The sequence below is a fragment of the Agarivorans sp. DSG3-1 genome (genome assembly GCF_046774965.1).
Taxonomy (GTDB): Bacteria; Pseudomonadota; Gammaproteobacteria; order Enterobacterales; family Celerinatantimonadaceae; genus Agarivorans.
In genome coordinates this window covers 4,093,254-4,110,396 of the sequence record NZ_CP177241.1, presented here as the reverse complement: position 1 = coordinate 4,110,396, position 17,143 = coordinate 4,093,254, and the positions used below count along the sequence as shown (strand labels likewise).

Here is a 17,143-nt window from a genome sequence, read left to right as displayed (position 1 = left end):
CGTTATCCTTTATGTGTTTTTATCTTTCTAAAACTCCCCTTAACTCTAGTTGTCAATTTATCGCAAAGAATAACAGCCTCGAGTAATAACTAAGTGGCCGTAACTATAGAGAGACAGCCCATTTTTAGACTTATCGTTGATGATTTAACCATTAAAATTGGAAACGTTTTCCCTTTCGTGCTTCAATATATAGATAAAGAGTAGAGCGAATTACTTTTACTTGAAATCTGGGGCTACCCCGGCTTGCCTTAGGCGGCCAAGTAGGGATCTTTCGGGAGGCGGCTCAAGTATTGGTTTTTGCACTATCGGACTCGCCAAGTAGTAGCATTTTAGTGGAGCCTTCATGTTAAACACAAACTTTGACCCTACCGAGCATCCGCATCGCCGTTATAACCCCTTAACGGGACAGTGGATATTGGTGTCGCCGCACCGTGCTAAACGCCCCTGGAGCGGCCAAGATGAAGCACCGTCTACGGCGACGTTGCCGAGCTACGATGCTGGCTGTTTTTTGTGTGCTGGCAATACCCGTGTATCGGGTGATAAAAACCCGGATTACACGGGCACTTATGTCTTTGGTAACGATTTTGCTGCACTGATGACCGATTCACCCAGCGTACCCGCTGCCACCGACCCCTTGTTTACCAGCATGGAAGCCCGTGGTTTAAGCCGGGTGATTTGTTTCTCGCCAGACCACAGTAAAACTCTGCCGGAGTTATCCACCACGGCAATTCGTGGCGTGATTGATACCTGGAATGAACAAATTGAAGAATTAGGTAAAGACTACCTGTGGGTACAAGCCTTTGAGAACAAGGGCGAAACCATGGGCTGCTCGCAGCCTCATCCACATGGCCAAATCTGGGCCAACAGCTTTCTACCTAACGAGATTGAGCGTAAAGACCAACACTTGCGCGATTATACCGCCCAGCACGGCAGCAACTTGCTGGTGGATTACGCTGCTCGAGAGCAAGCCGATGGCAGCCGTACCGTGGTGGAAACTGAACATTGGATAGCGGTCGTGCCGTATTGGGCTGCTTGGCCTTTTGAAACAATGCTCATGCCTAAAACCCATCTTCGCCGGATGAGTGAGCTCAGTGATGCTCAGCGTGATGATTTAGCACTGGCGATGAAAAAACTCACCAGCCGTTACGACAACTTATTTCAATGCTCATTCCCGTATTCCATGGGCTGGCACTATGCGCCGTTTTTTAAAGAAGGCGATACCACGACCGAACACTGGCAATTACATGCCTTGTTCTACCCACCGCTATTGCGCTCAGCCAGCGTACGTAAGTTTATGGTGGGCTACGAGATGTTAGCGGAAAGCCAACGAGATTTAACCGCCGAGCAAGCGGCCAGCAAACTGCGCGACCTTAGCGACGTGCATTACAAAGAACAACAGGACTAAGGAGCTGCGCATGACCCAACGTCAACAACACCTCATCGATACGGTCAGCAATGCCTTTATCAATATGACGGGCTCAGCCCCTGCAAGGCTGGTTCAAGCCCCAGGGCGGGTAAACTTAATTGGTGAACATACCGATTACAACGACGGCTTTGTGCTGCCTTGTGCCATTGACTACCAAGCCGTGGTAGCGGCTTCACCGCGCAGCGATAACATCGTGCGTGTGGTATCGGTAGATTACGATAACCAAGTGAACGAGTTTGATATTAGCCAGCCGCTACAGTTTGATGAAAGCTGCATGTGGGTAAACTACATTCGCGGCGTCATTGATTGCCTGCAAAAAGAAGGCTTCACCCTTGGCGGCGCCGATTTAGCGGTGAGTGGTAACGTGCCACAAGGCGCTGGTTTAAGCTCATCGGCTGCCCTTGAAGTGGTAATTGGTCAAACCTTTAAAACCCTGTTTAACCTAGCCGTCTCGCAACAGAAATTGGCGCTGATTGGCCAAGCGGCGGAAAACAACTTTGTAGGGTGTAACTGCGGTATTATGGACCAGCTTATCTCCGCCGAAGGTAAAGCCAATCATGCCCTACTGATTGATTGCCGCTCGCTAGAGACGCAAGCAGTGGCCATGCCAGAAGACATGGCGGTGGTGATAATCAACTCCAACAAAAAACGCGGTTTAGTGGACAGTGAATACAATACCCGCCGCGAGCAATGTGAAGCCGCCGCGAAAGGCTTAGGAGTGAGCTCACTGCGTGATGTGAGTGAAGCCCTGTTTGCGGAAAAGCAACACAGCCTAGACCCATTGGTGGCCAAACGCGCCCGCCACGTGATAACTGAAAATGCCCGCACCTTAGCAGCAGCCGAGGCCCTAAAAGCCAACGACATGGCGACCTTGAGTGTACTGATGGAGCAATCTCATGCCTCAATGCGTGATGATTTTGAAATCACCGTACCGGAAGTGAACTGCATTGTAGATATCGTGAAACAGGTGCTAGGCCACCAAGGTGGCGTACGCATGACGGGTGGTGGCTTTGGTGGTTGTATTGTGGCGCTTATGCCGCCTCAATTGGTCGATGAGGTATGCCAAGCAGTCGAGCAACAATACCAAACTGTGACCGGTTTAAAAGAGAGTATTTACGTGTGTAAGGCGATGGACGGTGCGAGTGCACTGTAGATCTCAATAGATGATATTAAGCCTCGGCATGCTCGAAGCTTTTTTGTATCTAAAGTAATAGCAAGGGATTAAGCGGAAGATTGAGCTTTTGTTGGCGTCCCCTACAGGATTCGAACCTGTGTCTAAGACTTAGGAGGTCCTTGTTCTATCCAGCTGAACTAAGGGGACGTAACAATCCTTGCTGCTAATCTAGTAGCAAGGTTTGTTATTATACTCAGCTTTAACTTGATGAAAAGCAAAGCTTTACTGTTTGCTCACTAAGTCACCAAGCTGAATGTTAGCTACCATTGTTGGGTCTAGCGCCACCACAATGGCACTGTCCTGATATACCTGCTCAATTTGTACCATGCTGTCGGCCACAATTTGCTCTTGTCGCGGGATATCCCAATTGCCCCAGTGGTAATTTTGATGAATTAAATTAAGCAGCATACCCTTATTCAGCTGATTGGCTTTGCCTAAGTTAATTTGCCAACGATCTGGGCCTAATACTTTCACTACGCTACCTAGCAAGGGTTGACAAGCGAGTAGGGCGTCTACTTCAGAAATAGCTTGCTGCAAAGTGCTGTTTAAGGTTTGCCCGTAAGCTGATAACCAAAATTCGGCGGAGTAGGGAGAAATCACTTCTCTGGCATCAAACTCCCAAGGGGCATTTACTGAGAATCGTTTGTTATAAATCTCTTCTAAGTCGATGGCGTTATACACTCGCACATTCATTACAAAGTAACGTTGCGGGTAAGATAAATTAATAAACTTGGGTTTATGTTCTTGGTCTAAAGATATGTTTTCAATTTCTAAACCGAGTAAGTATTGAGCGCCATAGCGATCTGCGACGTCTTTAATGCCTTTAAAATTGTGCTCGCCAGGTTTGTAATAGTTAAGGGGCAGTTTAGGCGGATGTTTTACGTTGAACTGAGTACCCACTTCGCGTGCTATATCGTAAGCGCGCTGTTCAACTGCGGGTGAGATTTCGTGTAATTGTCCCACTCTTACTTGGTGTTGTTGCTTTAGGAAAGGGGGTAATAGCAACATGTTTTTACTGTAGCCACTGGCTTTGCACTGACTAGCCGCTGGAAAAACATCGGCTTGCAAAATGACATAGTATTGTTGGCCGTGGTTGCCTTCTTCTAATACTTTTAAGTTATGTAACGAACCTTTAGACACTACTTCAATTTGATCGAGAGTTAAGCGACCACCATTCACTTGGCTTACGCTTGTTACCGATGCGCCTGAGTACAATAGCAATTGCTTCACTGCGTCTTGTGTAGCCACGCTTTTAGCTTGTTCCATGTCGTTGTTCACGATGGTTGCTTGGCCTTTGGCCTCGTACCATACCGCGTGAGTTGACAGGCTAATTAGCATGCCAATATAAAAAATGAACTGTTTCATAAGGCCCTCCTGCTCACTAACTAGCAATAACTATACCTAAAGATAAACGTTATTTTTTTGACTGGAATGGTTATTGCTTGGTAAGGCGTAAGTTGGAGGAGATTGATATGCGTTTTACGACATTAATTATTTTGCTGGTTACGCTTCAAGGATGCAATACCAGCTTACATCATGTTTCAAATTATCCTTATGTTGAACCTAGAGAACAACAGGATGCTGCTTTATATGTACATGTAGACAACCTTTCTCGGCAACTTACCGACAATTTAGATCTTACCGAAAGCGATTCTGTGGCCGTTAGCACGCTAGTTGATTTAGATGACTTACAGTCCAGCGACAGTTTTGGGCGGCAAGTGGCCGAGGCAATGTTTGCCGCTTTGTCTAGAGAAGGGGTGAACATGGTAGAGCCAAGGTTAACTGGCCGCCTACAAATGGATCCTGGTTATGGCGAGTTTTCCTTATCGCGTGACGCTGAATTACTGCGCAAAGAAATGGAAATTACTTACGTAGTGGTGGGGAGTTTCCAGCGCACTACATCAGGCAGACACGTTAACATGCGTTTAGTCGAACTCTCTAGCCAAGAGGTGGTATCGGCGGCATATCAATTTGTACCAAATATAGCGGGGGCAACCTCGCCTCGAGTGACTAGCGTTAATGGGAGCTTGGAGCGTCATGAACAATCTGTACTTTAGAACTTGGTTTTTAAGTTTATCCGTTTTACTGCTTTTAGCATGTACTCCAACCACTCAAGTGAAAAAAGTTGAGTGGACGTACGAGCCTCCAGGCGATTTCACCGTGGTGAACGCAGTAGGCTACGCGCCCATTAGCCAACAGCGAGGAGCCGATTTGTCTTCCAAGCAGTTGCGGGCAATGAAAGCCTCCAAGTTGGATGCTTATCGCGAGCTGTCTGAACAAGTATATGGACAACACATTGATAGCACGGCAACAGTAAGTGATATGGTGTTAGGGAACGAGCGTTTAGCCGCTTCGGTAGCGGGCGTTATTCGCGGCGCTAAGGTGATGAGTGCTTACGCGGTCGATGATGTGTATGTTACTGAATTGCAATTAGATTTTAGAGAAGTGTATCGAGTGACCATGTCTATGTCGCCAACGCGTCACCTAGAGAGTCAAAAAACCGTTCAATTTTAGTAAAGATTTTACCTTTTAGGCCGATACTTTAAGCGTAATAGACGATTAAGGAAGAGACATGAAAGGTATTAGCTTGGTAGCGTTAGCTACTTCGATGTTGATGGGGTGCTCAAGCTCCCCGTCGATGCAAAAAGTGGTGGTGTATGATGGTTCTAAACATCACGCCCCCCATACTCATAACTCCCATTATCAAGAGGGAGTGATTGATGAGAATGGCCAGCTGTTTTTAAGTGGTAGCCAAAGCCGCTCATTAACACCGCCCGCGCCAGAAATGCACGATCCAAATGTACAGCGCTCACTTACTGACTATGTAAACCTAATGTCACAGCGCTTGGTATCTAGCTCGCACTTTGTTAATGCTGAAACGCCGATTGGCGTAGCGTCGTTTGTTCCTTTAGATAACCTTAAGACCACAGATCTTTTTGGTATGCAGCTAGCCGAAAGCTTTGTTTATGAAATGCAGCAAAGTGGCTTCTCAGTGATTGATTATAAAACTACCGGTTTTATTCGCATCACTCCAGAAGGTGATTTTGTGTATAGCCGCAACGTTAAAGAGCTATCTAAGCGTTTACCTATAGAATATTTGCTAGTGGGTACCTTTAGTAAATCTAATGAAGGTATTTTAGTTAATGCTCGAATTGTTGGTGCGCAATCAAAAGTAGTGGTTGCTTCAGCACAAGAGTTAATTCCTAACGAAGTTTACCAAAGTAAGGTTCCTGTTCCGGTTAAACGTGACGGAGTGATGATTATAGAGTCTCGCACTCAAGCGAATAAAGCTAAAATGCCAATGGGGGAGAGAGGCTAAGTTTACCCTACGTCTATTACACTACGTAAAACCTCAAACATGTTTGGGGTTTTATTGTATTTAGCCCTCGATAATACTAAACACTTTACTATTCAGCTTAAGGCAGTAAATTCAGAAAATGGTGAGGGGAATCTCATTGGGTAGAGCGGAAGATAAGAAGCTAACTAATGCCAATCAAAAGGCTTAAGTCGTTAAGCTTTAAAACCTTTACCCATGCGTTGTGAGCTATGTTTTTTACCTAGCTTATCGTAGGTAGATGCATTTTGATTTTGGAGTTGGCCAATTACTGCGCTGAGCTGGCGTACTTTTTCGTTACTGGCTTGAATAATCTCACCATTTAGCGCGTTTTGTTGCTGGCATTGCTGCAGCAGTAGTTTAACTGTATCCACTTGCTTACTTAAAGTTAAGTCAGTTTTAAGTTGAGATTTTTCAGCTGACGCTTCAAGTTCTGCATCTGCTTTAGATATCTCTGCTAGGGCCTGCTCTTTTTGTTCTGCAACGGCAAAAAGAGCAATAGTATCGTCTTGTTCAAGCGCGACCTTTTCTTGCTCTAAAAGAGAAAGCAGCAAGGTAAGTTGCTGCTCTTGAGTATTCAGTAGGGCCGTAATCATTGCCTAGTTACCCAAGTGCTTTGTTAAACTCGCTTTCGAAATCACCCATTTTTTGAGCAACTTTATTAGCATCAACTTGGTAAGTACCGTCGGCTACAGCTTGCTTAATAGATTCCAGCTTTGAGCTTCTGCTGTCTGAATCGTTGAGCAAATTCTGCTGAATACGGTTTAGTTGTTGTGCTTCATTAGTAAGCATAACTGAATCCTGGGCTGCAGCAGAACCAGCGGGTGAACGTTGTTCAGCGCTTTCTTTAGTGCCTTTATCAGCGACTCTATTTGAGTCTACTTGACTAGGACGGTTTCCACCTAAGTTGTTAATGTTTAAAGCCATAATGGCGCCCCACAGTTAATCAATTTTTCGTATTCAATAAAGCTATCGGCTTACCTTTGTAGAACTTTAGAAAAAAATTAAAGTTTTACGTCAACAATTCCTAATGCTTTTACTCGGCCGGTGACAAGTCGCTGAGATTGGTTATTTCTAACCTTAATGGTATCACCGATACTACCACTAGATAAAGCCGTGCCCTGAGTTGTAACATTCAGCCCACCAGCATTGGCAGAAATGGTTACCGCTTCACCTTTGCATACTATGCAAATATCGCGCCCAGTTATAATTTGGTCTTTTCTTAATGCTCGTCTTAGTTTAGCACCTAGCAAGGGCTCTAGGTCGGTAAAGTAACTGCCGCGTAAACGGTTCTCCGGTAAAAAGTCTAAGCTCACTTGGGAATGGTTTAGCGCTGTGCCTTCTTGTATTGGTGTTGCAGCAACTACCACCGCCAGCAGAACTTGCTTTCTAACGGGAATGTATAAACGCCAGTTAGTATGTTCGTCGCAACTGACTAAAACACTGGTGTTTCTGCGGACTTCACCATTGGCAAGGCTGTACTCATAACCATTAGTGCACTCAGGAATAGCAACCCGTTCATCAAGTTGATTGGCGCTAAGCTGAATTTTTTGACTATGGTCATGATTAATTTGTGAACGAACGAATTCTACTGCCTCTGTTTCGAGCTGCGAATGCAGTTCGCTTGTGTGAGCAGTAAGACTAAAACAAAATAATAACAGTGGAGCAGCAATTTTTATCAACATTTCCTATATGATACCGATAAAGCAAAGTAACAATTGGCTTTTTTGTCTATGCTTAACAAGTTGATGCTAAGTCATTGGGCGTCAAAATTACGACAAACAAGCTAGATTGAGCGAAAGTATACAGGGGTTAAGCAAAGTTGATGCCCCTTTCTAAGGAGTGATAAGTATATGGCGGGTATTTTAGATTCGGTAAACCAGCGTACGCAGTTAGTAGGGCAGAATCGCCTCGAATTGTTGTTATTTAGGTTAAATGGGTCTCAGCGCTATGGTATTAACGTTTTTAAAGTAAAAGAAGTATTGCAGTGTCCGCCTCTGACCGCGCTACCTAAACTAAATCCAGTTATTCGTGGTGTAGCGCACATTCGCGGTAAAACTATTTCAGTTATTGACCTTAGTTCTGCAACTGGTGGCCGACCTATTGAAGACGTAAGCAAGTGCTTCATTATTATTTCAGAATATAACCGTTCAGTTCAGGGCTTCTTAGTGGGCTCAGTTGAACGTATTGTTAACATGAACTGGGAAGATATTTTACCCCCACCAAAAGGTGCTGGTAAATTTAACTATCTAACAGCGGTGACTGAGGTAGAAAAAGAGTTAGTCTCTATTCTTGATGTAGAGAAAATTCTTGATGAAATCTCGCCCGTTGATACTACGGTGAGTAAAGAAATTGTTGAAGAAGCCGCAGCCAACGTCCGAATAGATAAAAAAGTACTGGTGGTTGACGATTCGTCAGTGGCCCGTAACCAGGTAAAACGTGCGGTAACATCTTTAGGTGTTGAAGCATTGTTATGTCAAGATGGGCGAGAAGCATTAGAATTGCTAGCTACAATGGCTAAAGACGGGCCGATTACTGATCAGATCGCTTTGGTGATTTCTGATATTGAAATGCCTGAAATGGACGGATACACCTTAACCGCTGAAGTGCGTTCTCATCCAGATCTAAAAGATTTACATATTATTTTGCATACGTCTTTAAGTGGCGTATTTAACCAAGCAATGGTAAATAAAGTTGGGGCCAATGCTTTTATTGCTAAATTTAACCCCGATGAGTTAGCAGCTGCTGTTCGTCAATCTTTATAGAGAGTGTGGATGCATTTGTGAGAACTATAACAGATGATGTATACAAGCAATTTTGTGGCTTTTTAGAAAAGCAGTGCGGAATTGTACTAGGTGACAATAAACAGTATTTAGTGAAAAGTCGATTGTCACCGCTAATGTCTCAGTATTCGGCAGAAAGTCTTACCGAATTGGTTCAAAAAGCCATGAGTTTACGTGAACGTGATTTACGTGCTGCTGTCGTAGATGCCATGACGACAAACGAAACCTTATGGTTTCGCGATACCTATCCGTTCCAGCTTTTATCCGATAGATTGTTACCTGAGTTTCAAAAACAAACTCGTCCGGTAAAAATTTGGTCAGCAGCCAGTTCATCAGGTCAAGAACCCTATTCGATAATGATGACGTCACTTGAATACCAAGCAAAGCGTCCAGGTGCTTTACCTATGGGGATTCAAGTAGTGGGTACTGATATATCACCTTCTATGCTTGAACACTGTAAACGCGGAGAATACGATTCATTAGCCCTCGCTCGTGGTTTATCCCCGGAACGAAAACGCCAATTTTTTGAAGCTACTACCGATGGTAGTTTTCGGGTGAATGACAAAGTACGTAAAAATGTTAGCTTTAGACCCTTAAACTTGCTTGATAGTTATGCACTAATGGGGAAATTTGACATTATTTTCTGCCGTAATGTACTTATTTACTTTAACGCAGATGTTAAGTCGAAAATTCTTAATCAGTTTGCTCAGGCTTTAAATCCAAATGGTTATTTGATGCTTGGCGCTTCTGAATCAATCACCGGCTTAACCGACCGATTTAATATGTTACGTTGCAACCCAGGCATCGTTTACCAATTAAAGTAAAAAAATAGATAGCGGCAGTAAAGGGCAATAGTTGCCGCTTTACTTGCCGTCAAACAATCAGTACTCCTTACCTTTCGCTGGTTGAAGTAACTAAGTCCTTTAGTTAACTGAATTAAAAGTGTCAAAAAAACTCTGGCATAGCTTTTGCAAAATAATTTTTGTGAAAGTGTTTAGAGGTGTATATGGCAATTACTTTTGATAAAGCATTAGGTGTTCATCAGCATACCGTGGGAGTGAGAGCTCGCCGTTCTGAAGTGATCGCAAGTAATATTGCTAACGCAGATACACCTAACTATAAAGCACGAGACTTAGATTTTAATAAAGCATTCGCAGCCGCTAAAAGTAAGCAAAGTGGTGGAATGCAGTTAACTAACGAGCGCCATATTGGTGGTGGAAACAGCCAGTTCTCTGAATTGGGTTTCCAAATTCCAGACCAGCCTGATACGGGCGATGGCAATACTGTTGATGTACAAAAAGAAAAAGCAGCCTTTATGCAAAATGGCTTGGAATACCAAGCGGGCATTGGCTTTCTATCTAGCAAGTTTAGTGGTTTACGTAATGCAATTAAGGGAGGTCAATAATGAGCTTTTTTAATGTTTTTGATGTTACTGCTTCGGCAATGAAAGCGCAGTCGGTACGTTTAAATACTACCGCTAGCAACTTAGCCAATGCCGACAGCATCAGTTCAAGCATCGATCAAACTTATCGAGCGAGAAAACCTGTATTTGCGGCTGAGTTTACTAAAGCCACTCAATTTCAAGGTGACTCTGCTCAGGTTAAGGTGGCAGGAATCGTTGAATCCGATGCGCCTTTGCGCAAGGAATACTATCCAGAGCACCCAATGGCGAACGAAGAAGGTTATATTTTTAAACCTAACGTTAATGTGATTGAAGAAATGGCCGATATGATGAGCGCTTCACGCTCCTATCAAGCAAATGTTCAAGTTACTGAAGCAGCCAAACAAATGCTAAATAGCACACTTAATCTGGGTAAAAGTTAAGGAGTAGCACGTGTCTACTATTGATCCACTACAGAGTAATTATTGGCAGCCGGAATCAGTGGTTCCTGAAAGCAACAATAATCAGTCCTTAGGGCAAGAGGATTTCTTCTCGCTATTAACGACCCAGTTGCAATATCAAGACCCAAGTAAGCCGGTCGACAATGCCGAAATGATTGCCCAAATGGCATCTTTTCAAACCTCAGAAGGTATTGCTGAACTCGGCACCAAGTTCGACACAATGAATTCGATCATGAATTCGTCTGCTGCGCTACAAGCATCCACCTTAGTGGGGCAGAAAGTATTGGTACCTTTAGATTATGGCCATAACGGTGGTAATGGATTTGAAGGTGTTGCCGTTACTGGTGCAGCGACCACTAATGTAAAAGTTTCTGTCGAGAACGCAGCCGGTGAAGTGGTGAAAGTTATCGATTTAGGAGAGGGAAGCGGCAACATGCCATTCTCTTGGGATGGCACCGATTCTAATGGGAACGCGATGCCTGAAGGTAAGTACAACATTAAGGTTAATGGTGTTCAAGGCGGTCAAGAGATCAGTTTACCCACTGCAACCTATGCAAGCGTTGGTAGCGTAAGCTTAGCAGGCGGTACATCTGGCGTAATCGTCAATTTAGAAGGCTTGGGTGGTATCGCGATGAGCGATGTACTTGAAGTTGCCAAAGCCTAACAAAGAATAGTAAAACGATAGGAGATTGAGAGATGTCATTTAATATCGCTCTGAGCGGCATCAATGCCTCGCAAAAGGATCTTGACGTAACAGCGAACAACATTGCTAACGTCAACACCATTGGTTTTAAAGAGTCTCGTGCAGAATTTGCCGATGTGTATGCAACATCGATTTTTGCTAACGCTCGAACTGCAGTTGGTAATGGTGTAAAAACCGTGGATGTTGCGCAGCAATTCCACCAAGGTAGTCTTAACTTTACCCAAAACGCCTTAGATTTGGCGATTAGTGGTGAAGGCTTCTTTGTTACGGCTTCAGATTTAACCACCCAAACTCGTGAGTTCACCCGTGCTGGAGCATTTAAGCTTAATGCCGATAACTTTATTGTTAACTCGCAAGGTCAATACTTACAAGGCTACACGGTTAACAACAGTGGCACGCCTTCAGCAGTGAGTATGGCTGCAACTAAAGCTATCCAAATTAGTGCTGAAGTCGGTAACCCTACTATGACCAGCCAAGTGGATATGAGCTTTAACTTGCCGTCTAGCGGAACCACTCATGATATTGGTGACTTTGACCCATCAGACAGTAATACCTATACCTCTGCAACATCGGTAACGGTATATGACTCTCAAGGTGGTTCACACGTCGCCGAAACTTTCTTTATTAAAGATGCAACCACGGCAAATACTTGGCACAAGTTAATTTACATTGATGGTCAGCCAACCGACGTTGCTGGTGGTACCGCCAATACGCCAAATGCCGGTAATGCTAACCCAAATATTCCAGCCTCGGCTACTTTGACCTTTGATAATACTGGTGCTTTAGCCTCTACTGCGCCAGCAATTATTGAAACAGTGCCACTAGGCACGGCTCCGCCAAGTGGCCCTGGTGGAGTGTGGGATCCGGTAACCGGTTCGGTTGACCCGACTCAAGTGATCACCTTTAACTTAAATGGTCCAACTCAATACAACTCTGCCTTTGAAGTATCAGCGCTGTCTCAAGATGGTTCTACTGTGGGTAAACTGACAGGTATTGATATCGGCCCTGATGGTTTAGTTGTGGCGTCTTATAGTAATGGTGAAACAACCAATATTTCTAAAGTATCGGTGGCTAACTTTGCTAATAACCAAGGTTTGGCACAAATCGGTGATACCGCTTGGCAGCAAACCCAGTTAAGTGGCGAGGCCATCGCGGGTGAAGGTAATACAGGTACTTTTGGTAAAATTAACTCCGCTTCTTTAGAGCAAGCGAACGTTAACCTTACTGAACAACTGGTTAACTTAATCAGTGCACAACGTAACTTCCAAGCTAACTCTAGAGCTTTAGAAGTTAACTCAACACTACAGCAAACCATTATCCAAATTCGTTAATCAATGAAATCGGTAATGATAAAAAGGCAGCATTAGCTGCCTTTTAATTTATTGATTTATATAAACTTATCGTATTAATGCTTACCTTTCTTTTTCTTTGGCATTAAATTTGCTCTTATTTCCTTTGAGTCAGCTAATTGACGAAGGAAATAGAAATGGACCAATTACTCTACATATCGATGACCGGTGCAAAACAAAATATGCATTCGATCGCGGTACGCGGAAACAACCTAGCAAATGCTAACACTACTGGCTTTAAAGCTGATCTAGAGAATGCTCGCTCAATGCAAGCCTTTGGACCCGGCATGCCGTCTCGTGTATTTGCCATGACCGAACGTCCTACCCAAAATTTTACCGATGGATTACTAAAAACCACCGGCAGAGATTTAGATGTGGCGATTAAAGGCGAAGGTTGGATTTCGGTTCAAGATAAAGATGGTACAGAAGCGTTATCGCGTAACGGTAATTTCACTGTGTCTGCAGCGGGTGTACTACAAACCATGCAAGGGCAAGCAGTGTTAGGCAACCAAGATGCGCCCATCATTATTCCTTTACCTGTTGAGAAGCTAGAGATTAACGAAGATGGCACCATCCAAATTCGCCCAGAAGGCGCACCAGCTGATGCCTTAGAAGAAATTAACCGAATTAAGCTAAGTAAACCGTTCGCCGGTGATTTAACTAAAGGTGATGACGGACTATTTAGATCAACCATTGGTCAAGCATTTCAACCCGATGCAACGGTTGAGCTCACCAAGGGTGCACTAGAGGGGAGTAATGTGAACCCGGTGCAAGAAATGACACATATGATCAGCATGCAACGTCAATTTGAAATGCAAATTAAAATGATGAAAACCGCTGAAGAAAACGAAAAAGCAACCAACAGCTTGTTGCGATTAAGCTAGGAATAAGGAGCGTACTATGCATCCCGCATTATGGATAAGTAAAACTGGCTTAGATGCCCAACAAACAAACGTTTCGGTTATCTCTAATAACCTCGCTAACGCCAGCACTATTGGTTACAAAAAAAGCCGCGCGGTATTTGAAGATTTGTTGTATCAAACCATTAATCAGCCGGGCGGCCGTTCATCTCAAAACACTAATATGCCCTCTGGTTTAATGATTGGTGCTGGTGCCAAAGTTATTGCTACCCAAAAGAATCACGATCAAGGTAACGTGCAAACTACCGATAACGCTTTCGACTTAATGGTTGATGGCCGTGGCTTTTTTGAGATTTTAATGCCAGACGGTACCACGGCTTATACGCGTAACGGCCAATTTGGCCTCAACGACGAAGGGACCATTGTAACCCCAGGTGCGGGTTACCCCTTGCAGCCAGAAATTCAAGTTCCTGAAGATGCTCAAAGCTTTACCGTAGGTGAAGATGGTGAGGTGAGTGTTCGCTTACCTGGTCAAACCGACAACCAAGTGATTGGTCAAATTACGATTACCGACTTTGTTAACCCGTCGGGCTTAGAGCCGCGTGGTCAAAACTTATATCTTGAAACTGGCGCGAGTGGCGCACCACAAAATGGTATCGCATCAGAGAATGGCTTAGGCGCAATTCGCCAAGGCTCGTTAGAAACTTCAAATGTTAACGTAACCGAAGAATTGGTTAATTTGATTGAAGCTCAACGTGTTTATGAGATGAACTCTAAAGTTATCTCAACCGTAGACCAAATGTTGACCTTCGCTACACAACAACTGTAGATAAAGTTTAGAGAGAGGGATTGCTCATGAATAAACTAATGGTAGTAGCAACCTGTATGGCAATGGCCGGGTGTGCCAGCGTGAATACTGCAGTAGTACCCGACGACCCAGAGTTTGCACCTGTTTACCCAGAAGATGTAGCTGTGGAAGCACGTATTACTGGCTCGCTGTTTACAGAAGATCGCGCTAACAACTTGTACTCAGATAAAAAAGCCCACCGAGTGGGCGACATTATTGTGGTAACACTTGCAGAGAGTACTCAAGCCAGTAAATCGGCGAGTAACGAGTTAGCTAAAGATAAAAACTTTAACCTTAACCAAATTACCGTGCCAGGCGGAGTTGCTACCGTAAAAGGCAATCCTATTGAACTAGGGTTAAGCCAAAGCAGCGATTTTACCGGTGAAGCCGATGCTGCACAAAGTAACAGTTTAAACGGCAATATCTCGGTGAATGTGGTGCAGGTATTAGCAAATGGTAACTTAATCATTAGCGGCGAGAAGTGGCTAATGTTAAATAATGGCAATGAGTATATTCGCTTAACAGGCATTATTCGCCCTGAAGATGTAGCACCCGATAACTCAATTACATCGCTGCGTATTGCCAATGCAAGAATTCAATATGGTGGTACTGGCGATTTTGCTAATACCACTGACCAGGGTTGGTTATCTAAGTTCTTTAATGGTCCTGTTTGGCCATTCTAAGCCCTGATTTCTAGGAGTAGTATCATGTTAAAACGTAGCATTGTGTTAATCAGTATCGGCATGTGTTTGTTAGCAAATACCGCTAATGCTGCGCGAGTAAAAGACGTAGCAAACGTTGCCGGAGTGCGATCTAACCAATTAACGGGTTACGGTTTAGTGGTAGGTTTACCGGGCACCGGTGAGAAAAATAGTGATTTTGCCAAGCAGTCTTTTGCCACCATGTTACGTAACTTTGGTATTACTGTGCCGCCAGGCACTAACTTAAAAATTAAAAACGTTGCGCCAGTAGCAGTACATGCAGAGTTACCTGCTTTTATTAAACCAGGTCAAACTATCGACATTACAATATCAGCCATTGGTGAAGCTAAAAGCTTACGCGGTGGCAGTTTAGTACAAACCTTTTTGAAAGGAGCTGATGGCGAAGTTTATGCACTTGCTCAAGGTAGTTTAATTGTTGGTGGCTTTGGTGCCGAAGGTGCTGATGGCTCTAAAGTTATTTCAAACACACCTACGGTTGGTCGTATTCCAAATGGAGCGATTGTAGAGCGCTCGGTACCATCACCATTTATGAATGGCGATACCATTACCTTTAACTTGAAGCGTTCAGATTTCACTACAGCGAAACGTTTAGCCGATACCATTAATAGCTTAGTGGGGCCAAATACAGCAACCCCGATGGATGCTGCGTCAGTACAAGTATTTGCACCGCGAGACCCTGGCCAAAGAGTCGCCTATCTTTCTACTTTAGAGAACCTAACCTTTGAGCCGGCTTCAGAATCCGCCAAAATTATAATTAATTCGCGAACCGGAACCATTGTTATTGGCAAAGATGTTCGTTTGTTACCCGCAGCAATTACCCATGGCGGATTAACAGTGAAAATTTCTGAAACACCTTTGATTTCTCAGCCAAATCCATTCTCTGATGGCGAAACTGTTGAAACAACGGTGAGTACCATTGAAGCAACCGAAGAAGACTCGAGAATGTTTAACTTTGACCCGGGAGCTTCTTTAGATGATTTAGTACGTGCTGTTAACCGTGTTGGAGTAGCACCAGGTGATTTGGTTTCAATTTTAGAAGCCTTAAAACAAGCTGGTGCTATTCAAGGCGAGCTGTTGGTGATCTAAGTATGACTATGGACGCGGTAAAACAATCAGCAAACTACCACGACTTAGCCAGTTTAGATGAGCTAAGGAGTGCTGCGCAAAAAGATCCGGATAAAGCGCTGAAGCAAGTCGCTAGCCAGTTCGAATCGCTGTTTATGCAGATGTTAATGAAACAGATGCGTAAAAGTAACGAATTGTTTGAAAGTGATACCCCGTTAAATAACCGTCATACCCAAACTTATCGAGATATGCACGATAACCAAATGGCTTTGGAGCTGTCGTCTTCAGGTGCTTTAGGTTTAGCCGACTTAATTGTGGCCCAATTAGATCCTGCTGCTGCCAACGTAACGCCCGCATCGGTATTACGAGGTGGGCAAAACATTGATTTACAACAGCGTTCTTTAAATGCACAGGCAACAGATGGCAAGAATATTGCTGTATCGACTAGTGTAACGGCCGCAATAAGCAAACCTTTAGTAAAAGATAGCGTTAGCGAGCCAATTAAGGACGAAGTAGCAGAGCCGGTGGCAATAAAACGGCAAGGTTTTTCCTCTCCTAGTGAGTTTATTGAAGCCATTTTGCCAGTTGCAAAAAAATGGGCTGCAGATAAAGGCATTGAACCAATGGCTATTGTAGCGCAAGCGGCATTGGAATCAGGCTGGGGTAAAAAAGTGATTGCAAACGGAGACGGCTCTAGTAGCCATAATTTGTTTGGAATTAAAGCGGATAGTCGTTGGCAAGGAGATAAGGCAGTAGTGAACACTTTAGAGTACAGAAACGGACAAGCACAGCAAGAACGCGCCGCATTCCGTTCGTATGATTCTTTCGAAGAAAGTGTAAAAGACTACTTATCGTTTGTAGAAGGGCCACGCTATCAAGAGGCTTTAGCAAAAGGTATGGATGCTAAGCAATATGCCAAAGAGCTACAGGCGGCGGGTTATGCCACCGACCCTCAGTATGCAAATAAAATAGGCCAGATTTTAGATAGCCGTCACTTTTCAGAGTTTCGTGATACACAAGTTGTAGGGGAGTAATTAA

The 17,143-nt window shown here is 44.0% G+C and carries 20 protein-coding genes and 1 tRNA gene; 16 read left to right on the top strand and 5 right to left on the bottom strand.

Annotated elements, in window-relative coordinates:
* Positions 1 to 343: 343 nt before the first annotated feature.
* Both ACLD71_RS19060 and galK read left to right on the top strand, forming a co-directional pair.
* Entirely contained in the window at positions 344 to 1,405 is a 1,062-nt protein-coding gene (locus ACLD71_RS19060) for a UDP-glucose--hexose-1-phosphate uridylyltransferase (protein ID WP_411991668.1), read from the top strand.
* Positions 1,406 to 1,415: 10 nt separating this feature from the next.
* Positions 1,416 to 2,579 carry a galactokinase gene (gene galK / locus ACLD71_RS19055; protein ID WP_411991667.1) on the top strand — a complete coding sequence of 388 codons (1,164 nt, stop codon included), beginning with the start codon at positions 1,416 to 1,418 and terminating at the stop codon, positions 2,577 to 2,579.
* A gap of 92 nt (positions 2,580 to 2,671) precedes the next feature.
* On the opposite strand, the gene ACLD71_RS19050 is transcribed toward galK, so the two are convergent.
* Positions 2,672 to 2,747, bottom strand: a tRNA-Arg gene (locus ACLD71_RS19050).
* Between the two features lie 75 nt (positions 2,748 to 2,822).
* The gene (locus ACLD71_RS19045; RefSeq protein ID WP_411991666.1) at positions 2,823 to 3,965 is read right to left on the bottom strand and encodes a flagellar assembly protein T N-terminal domain-containing protein; all 1,143 of its coding nucleotides are present in this window, start codon (positions 3,963 to 3,965) and stop codon (positions 2,823 to 2,825) included.
* Between the two features lie 107 nt (positions 3,966 to 4,072).
* On the opposite strand from ACLD71_RS19045, the gene ACLD71_RS19040 reads away from it, so the two are divergent.
* The 3 genes from ACLD71_RS19040 to ACLD71_RS19030 are packed head-to-tail and all read left to right on the top strand — an operon-like array spanning position 4,073 to position 5,919.
* A complete protein-coding gene (locus tag ACLD71_RS19040; RefSeq protein WP_411991665.1) occupies positions 4,073 to 4,657 on the top strand; it encodes a FlgO family outer membrane protein in 585 nt (194 codons plus the stop codon).
* Complete coding sequence (locus ACLD71_RS19035) at positions 4,638 to 5,114, top strand: LPP20 family lipoprotein (RefSeq protein ID WP_137675077.1); 477 nt, start codon at positions 4,638 to 4,640, stop codon at positions 5,112 to 5,114. Before ACLD71_RS19040 ends, ACLD71_RS19035 begins: the two co-directional genes overlap by 20 nt.
* A 58-nt stretch (positions 5,115 to 5,172) precedes the next feature.
* Positions 5,173 to 5,919: a FlgO family outer membrane protein gene (locus ACLD71_RS19030; RefSeq protein ID WP_137675076.1), complete on the top strand. Its 747-nt coding sequence runs from the start codon at positions 5,173 to 5,175 to the stop codon at positions 5,917 to 5,919.
* A 191-nt stretch (positions 5,920 to 6,110) separates the two neighbouring features.
* Here ACLD71_RS19030 and flgN read toward each other — a convergent pair whose 3' ends face one another.
* From flgN to flgA, 3 genes are all read right to left on the bottom strand, one after another.
* Entirely contained in the window at positions 6,111 to 6,530 is a 420-nt protein-coding gene (gene flgN, locus ACLD71_RS19025; protein WP_137675075.1) for a flagellar export chaperone FlgN, read from the bottom strand.
* Between the two features lie 7 nt (positions 6,531 to 6,537).
* The gene (gene flgM / locus ACLD71_RS19020) at positions 6,538 to 6,861 is read right to left on the bottom strand and encodes a flagellar biosynthesis anti-sigma factor FlgM (RefSeq protein ID WP_137675074.1); all 324 of its coding nucleotides are present in this window, start codon (positions 6,859 to 6,861) and stop codon (positions 6,538 to 6,540) included.
* 77 nt (positions 6,862 to 6,938) lie between these two features.
* Positions 6,939 to 7,619: a flagellar basal body P-ring formation chaperone FlgA gene (gene flgA / locus ACLD71_RS19015; RefSeq protein WP_411991664.1), complete on the bottom strand. Its 681-nt coding sequence runs from the start codon at positions 7,617 to 7,619 to the stop codon at positions 6,939 to 6,941.
* A gap of 168 nt (positions 7,620 to 7,787) precedes the next feature.
* On the opposite strand from flgA, the gene ACLD71_RS19010 reads away from it, so the two are divergent.
* From ACLD71_RS19010 to flgJ, 11 genes are all read left to right on the top strand, one after another.
* The gene (locus ACLD71_RS19010; RefSeq protein WP_137675072.1) at positions 7,788 to 8,699 is read left to right on the top strand and encodes a chemotaxis protein CheV; all 912 of its coding nucleotides are present in this window, start codon (positions 7,788 to 7,790) and stop codon (positions 8,697 to 8,699) included.
* Positions 8,700 to 8,716: 17 nt separating this feature from the next.
* Entirely contained in the window at positions 8,717 to 9,541 is an 825-nt protein-coding gene (locus ACLD71_RS19005) for a CheR family methyltransferase (RefSeq protein WP_137675071.1), read from the top strand.
* A gap of 182 nt (positions 9,542 to 9,723) precedes the next feature.
* Positions 9,724 to 10,122: a flagellar basal body rod protein FlgB gene (gene flgB, locus ACLD71_RS19000; protein ID WP_137675070.1), complete on the top strand. Its 399-nt coding sequence runs from the start codon at positions 9,724 to 9,726 to the stop codon at positions 10,120 to 10,122.
* Complete coding sequence (flgC, locus tag ACLD71_RS18995) at positions 10,122 to 10,541, top strand: flagellar basal body rod protein FlgC (RefSeq protein ID WP_137675069.1); 420 nt, start codon at positions 10,122 to 10,124, stop codon at positions 10,539 to 10,541. Before flgB ends, flgC begins: the two co-directional genes overlap by 1 nt.
* A gap of 10 nt (positions 10,542 to 10,551) precedes the next feature.
* Positions 10,552 to 11,223, top strand: a complete 672-nt coding sequence (locus ACLD71_RS18990) for a flagellar hook assembly protein FlgD (RefSeq protein ID WP_137675068.1) — start codon at positions 10,552 to 10,554, stop codon at positions 11,221 to 11,223.
* 32 nt (positions 11,224 to 11,255) lie between these two features.
* Positions 11,256 to 12,593, top strand: a complete 1,338-nt coding sequence (flgE, locus tag ACLD71_RS18985; protein ID WP_137675067.1) for a flagellar hook protein FlgE — start codon at positions 11,256 to 11,258, stop codon at positions 12,591 to 12,593.
* Positions 12,594 to 12,748: 155 nt separating this feature from the next.
* Positions 12,749 to 13,495 carry a flagellar basal body rod protein FlgF gene (locus ACLD71_RS18980; protein ID WP_137675066.1) on the top strand — a complete coding sequence of 249 codons (747 nt, stop codon included), beginning with the start codon at positions 12,749 to 12,751 and terminating at the stop codon, positions 13,493 to 13,495.
* 16 nt (positions 13,496 to 13,511) lie between these two features.
* Positions 13,512 to 14,300 (top strand): flagellar basal-body rod protein FlgG, encoded by a 789-nt coding sequence (gene flgG, locus ACLD71_RS18975; protein ID WP_137675065.1) that lies wholly within the window; start codon positions 13,512 to 13,514, stop codon positions 14,298 to 14,300.
* A 26-nt stretch (positions 14,301 to 14,326) separates the two neighbouring features.
* Positions 14,327 to 15,001 (top strand): flagellar basal body L-ring protein FlgH, encoded by a 675-nt coding sequence (gene flgH, locus ACLD71_RS18970; protein ID WP_411991663.1) that lies wholly within the window; start codon positions 14,327 to 14,329, stop codon positions 14,999 to 15,001.
* Between the two features lie 24 nt (positions 15,002 to 15,025).
* A complete protein-coding gene (locus ACLD71_RS18965) occupies positions 15,026 to 16,126 on the top strand; it encodes a flagellar basal body P-ring protein FlgI (protein ID WP_303512536.1) in 1,101 nt (366 codons plus the stop codon).
* Positions 16,127 to 16,134: 8 nt separating this feature from the next.
* Entirely contained in the window at positions 16,135 to 17,139 is a 1,005-nt protein-coding gene (gene flgJ / locus ACLD71_RS18960) for a flagellar assembly peptidoglycan hydrolase FlgJ (RefSeq protein WP_303550595.1), read from the top strand.
* Positions 17,140 to 17,143 lie beyond the last annotated feature (4 nt).

Excerpts from the sequence above, each read along its gene's own strand:
- ACLD71_RS19060 (WP_411991668.1), top strand. The coding sequence starts at position 344 with ATGTTAAACACAAACTTTGACCCTACCGAGCATCCGCATCGCCGTTAT.
- flgH (WP_411991663.1), top strand. The coding sequence starts at position 14,327 with ATGAATAAACTAATGGTAGTAGCAACCTGTATGGCAATGGCCGGGTGT.
- flgB (WP_137675070.1), top strand. The coding sequence starts at position 9,724 with ATGGCAATTACTTTTGATAAAGCATTAGGTGTTCATCAGCATACCGTG.
- flgJ (WP_303550595.1), top strand. The coding sequence starts at position 16,135 with ATGGACGCGGTAAAACAATCAGCAAACTACCACGACTTAGCCAGTTTA.
- ACLD71_RS19045 (WP_411991666.1), bottom strand. The coding sequence starts at position 3,965 with ATGAAACAGTTCATTTTTTATATTGGCATGCTAATTAGCCTGTCAACT.
- flgC (WP_137675069.1), top strand. The coding sequence starts at position 10,122 with ATGAGCTTTTTTAATGTTTTTGATGTTACTGCTTCGGCAATGAAAGCG.
- flgA (WP_411991664.1), bottom strand. The coding sequence starts at position 7,619 with ATGTTGATAAAAATTGCTGCTCCACTGTTATTATTTTGTTTTAGTCTT.
- flgN (WP_137675075.1), bottom strand. The coding sequence starts at position 6,530 with ATGATTACGGCCCTACTGAATACTCAAGAGCAGCAACTTACCTTGCTG.
- ACLD71_RS19035 (WP_137675077.1), top strand. The coding sequence starts at position 4,638 with ATGAACAATCTGTACTTTAGAACTTGGTTTTTAAGTTTATCCGTTTTA.
- galK (WP_411991667.1), top strand. The coding sequence starts at position 1,416 with ATGACCCAACGTCAACAACACCTCATCGATACGGTCAGCAATGCCTTT.
- flgE (WP_137675067.1), top strand. The coding sequence starts at position 11,256 with ATGTCATTTAATATCGCTCTGAGCGGCATCAATGCCTCGCAAAAGGAT.
- ACLD71_RS19040 (WP_411991665.1), top strand. The coding sequence starts at position 4,073 with ATGCGTTTTACGACATTAATTATTTTGCTGGTTACGCTTCAAGGATGC.
- flgM (WP_137675074.1), bottom strand. The coding sequence starts at position 6,861 with ATGGCTTTAAACATTAACAACTTAGGTGGAAACCGTCCTAGTCAAGTA.
- ACLD71_RS19010 (WP_137675072.1), top strand. The coding sequence starts at position 7,788 with ATGGCGGGTATTTTAGATTCGGTAAACCAGCGTACGCAGTTAGTAGGG.
- ACLD71_RS19030 (WP_137675076.1), top strand. The coding sequence starts at position 5,173 with ATGAAAGGTATTAGCTTGGTAGCGTTAGCTACTTCGATGTTGATGGGG.
- ACLD71_RS18980 (WP_137675066.1), top strand. The coding sequence starts at position 12,749 with ATGGACCAATTACTCTACATATCGATGACCGGTGCAAAACAAAATATG.
- flgG (WP_137675065.1), top strand. The coding sequence starts at position 13,512 with ATGCATCCCGCATTATGGATAAGTAAAACTGGCTTAGATGCCCAACAA.
- ACLD71_RS18965 (WP_303512536.1), top strand. The coding sequence starts at position 15,026 with ATGTTAAAACGTAGCATTGTGTTAATCAGTATCGGCATGTGTTTGTTA.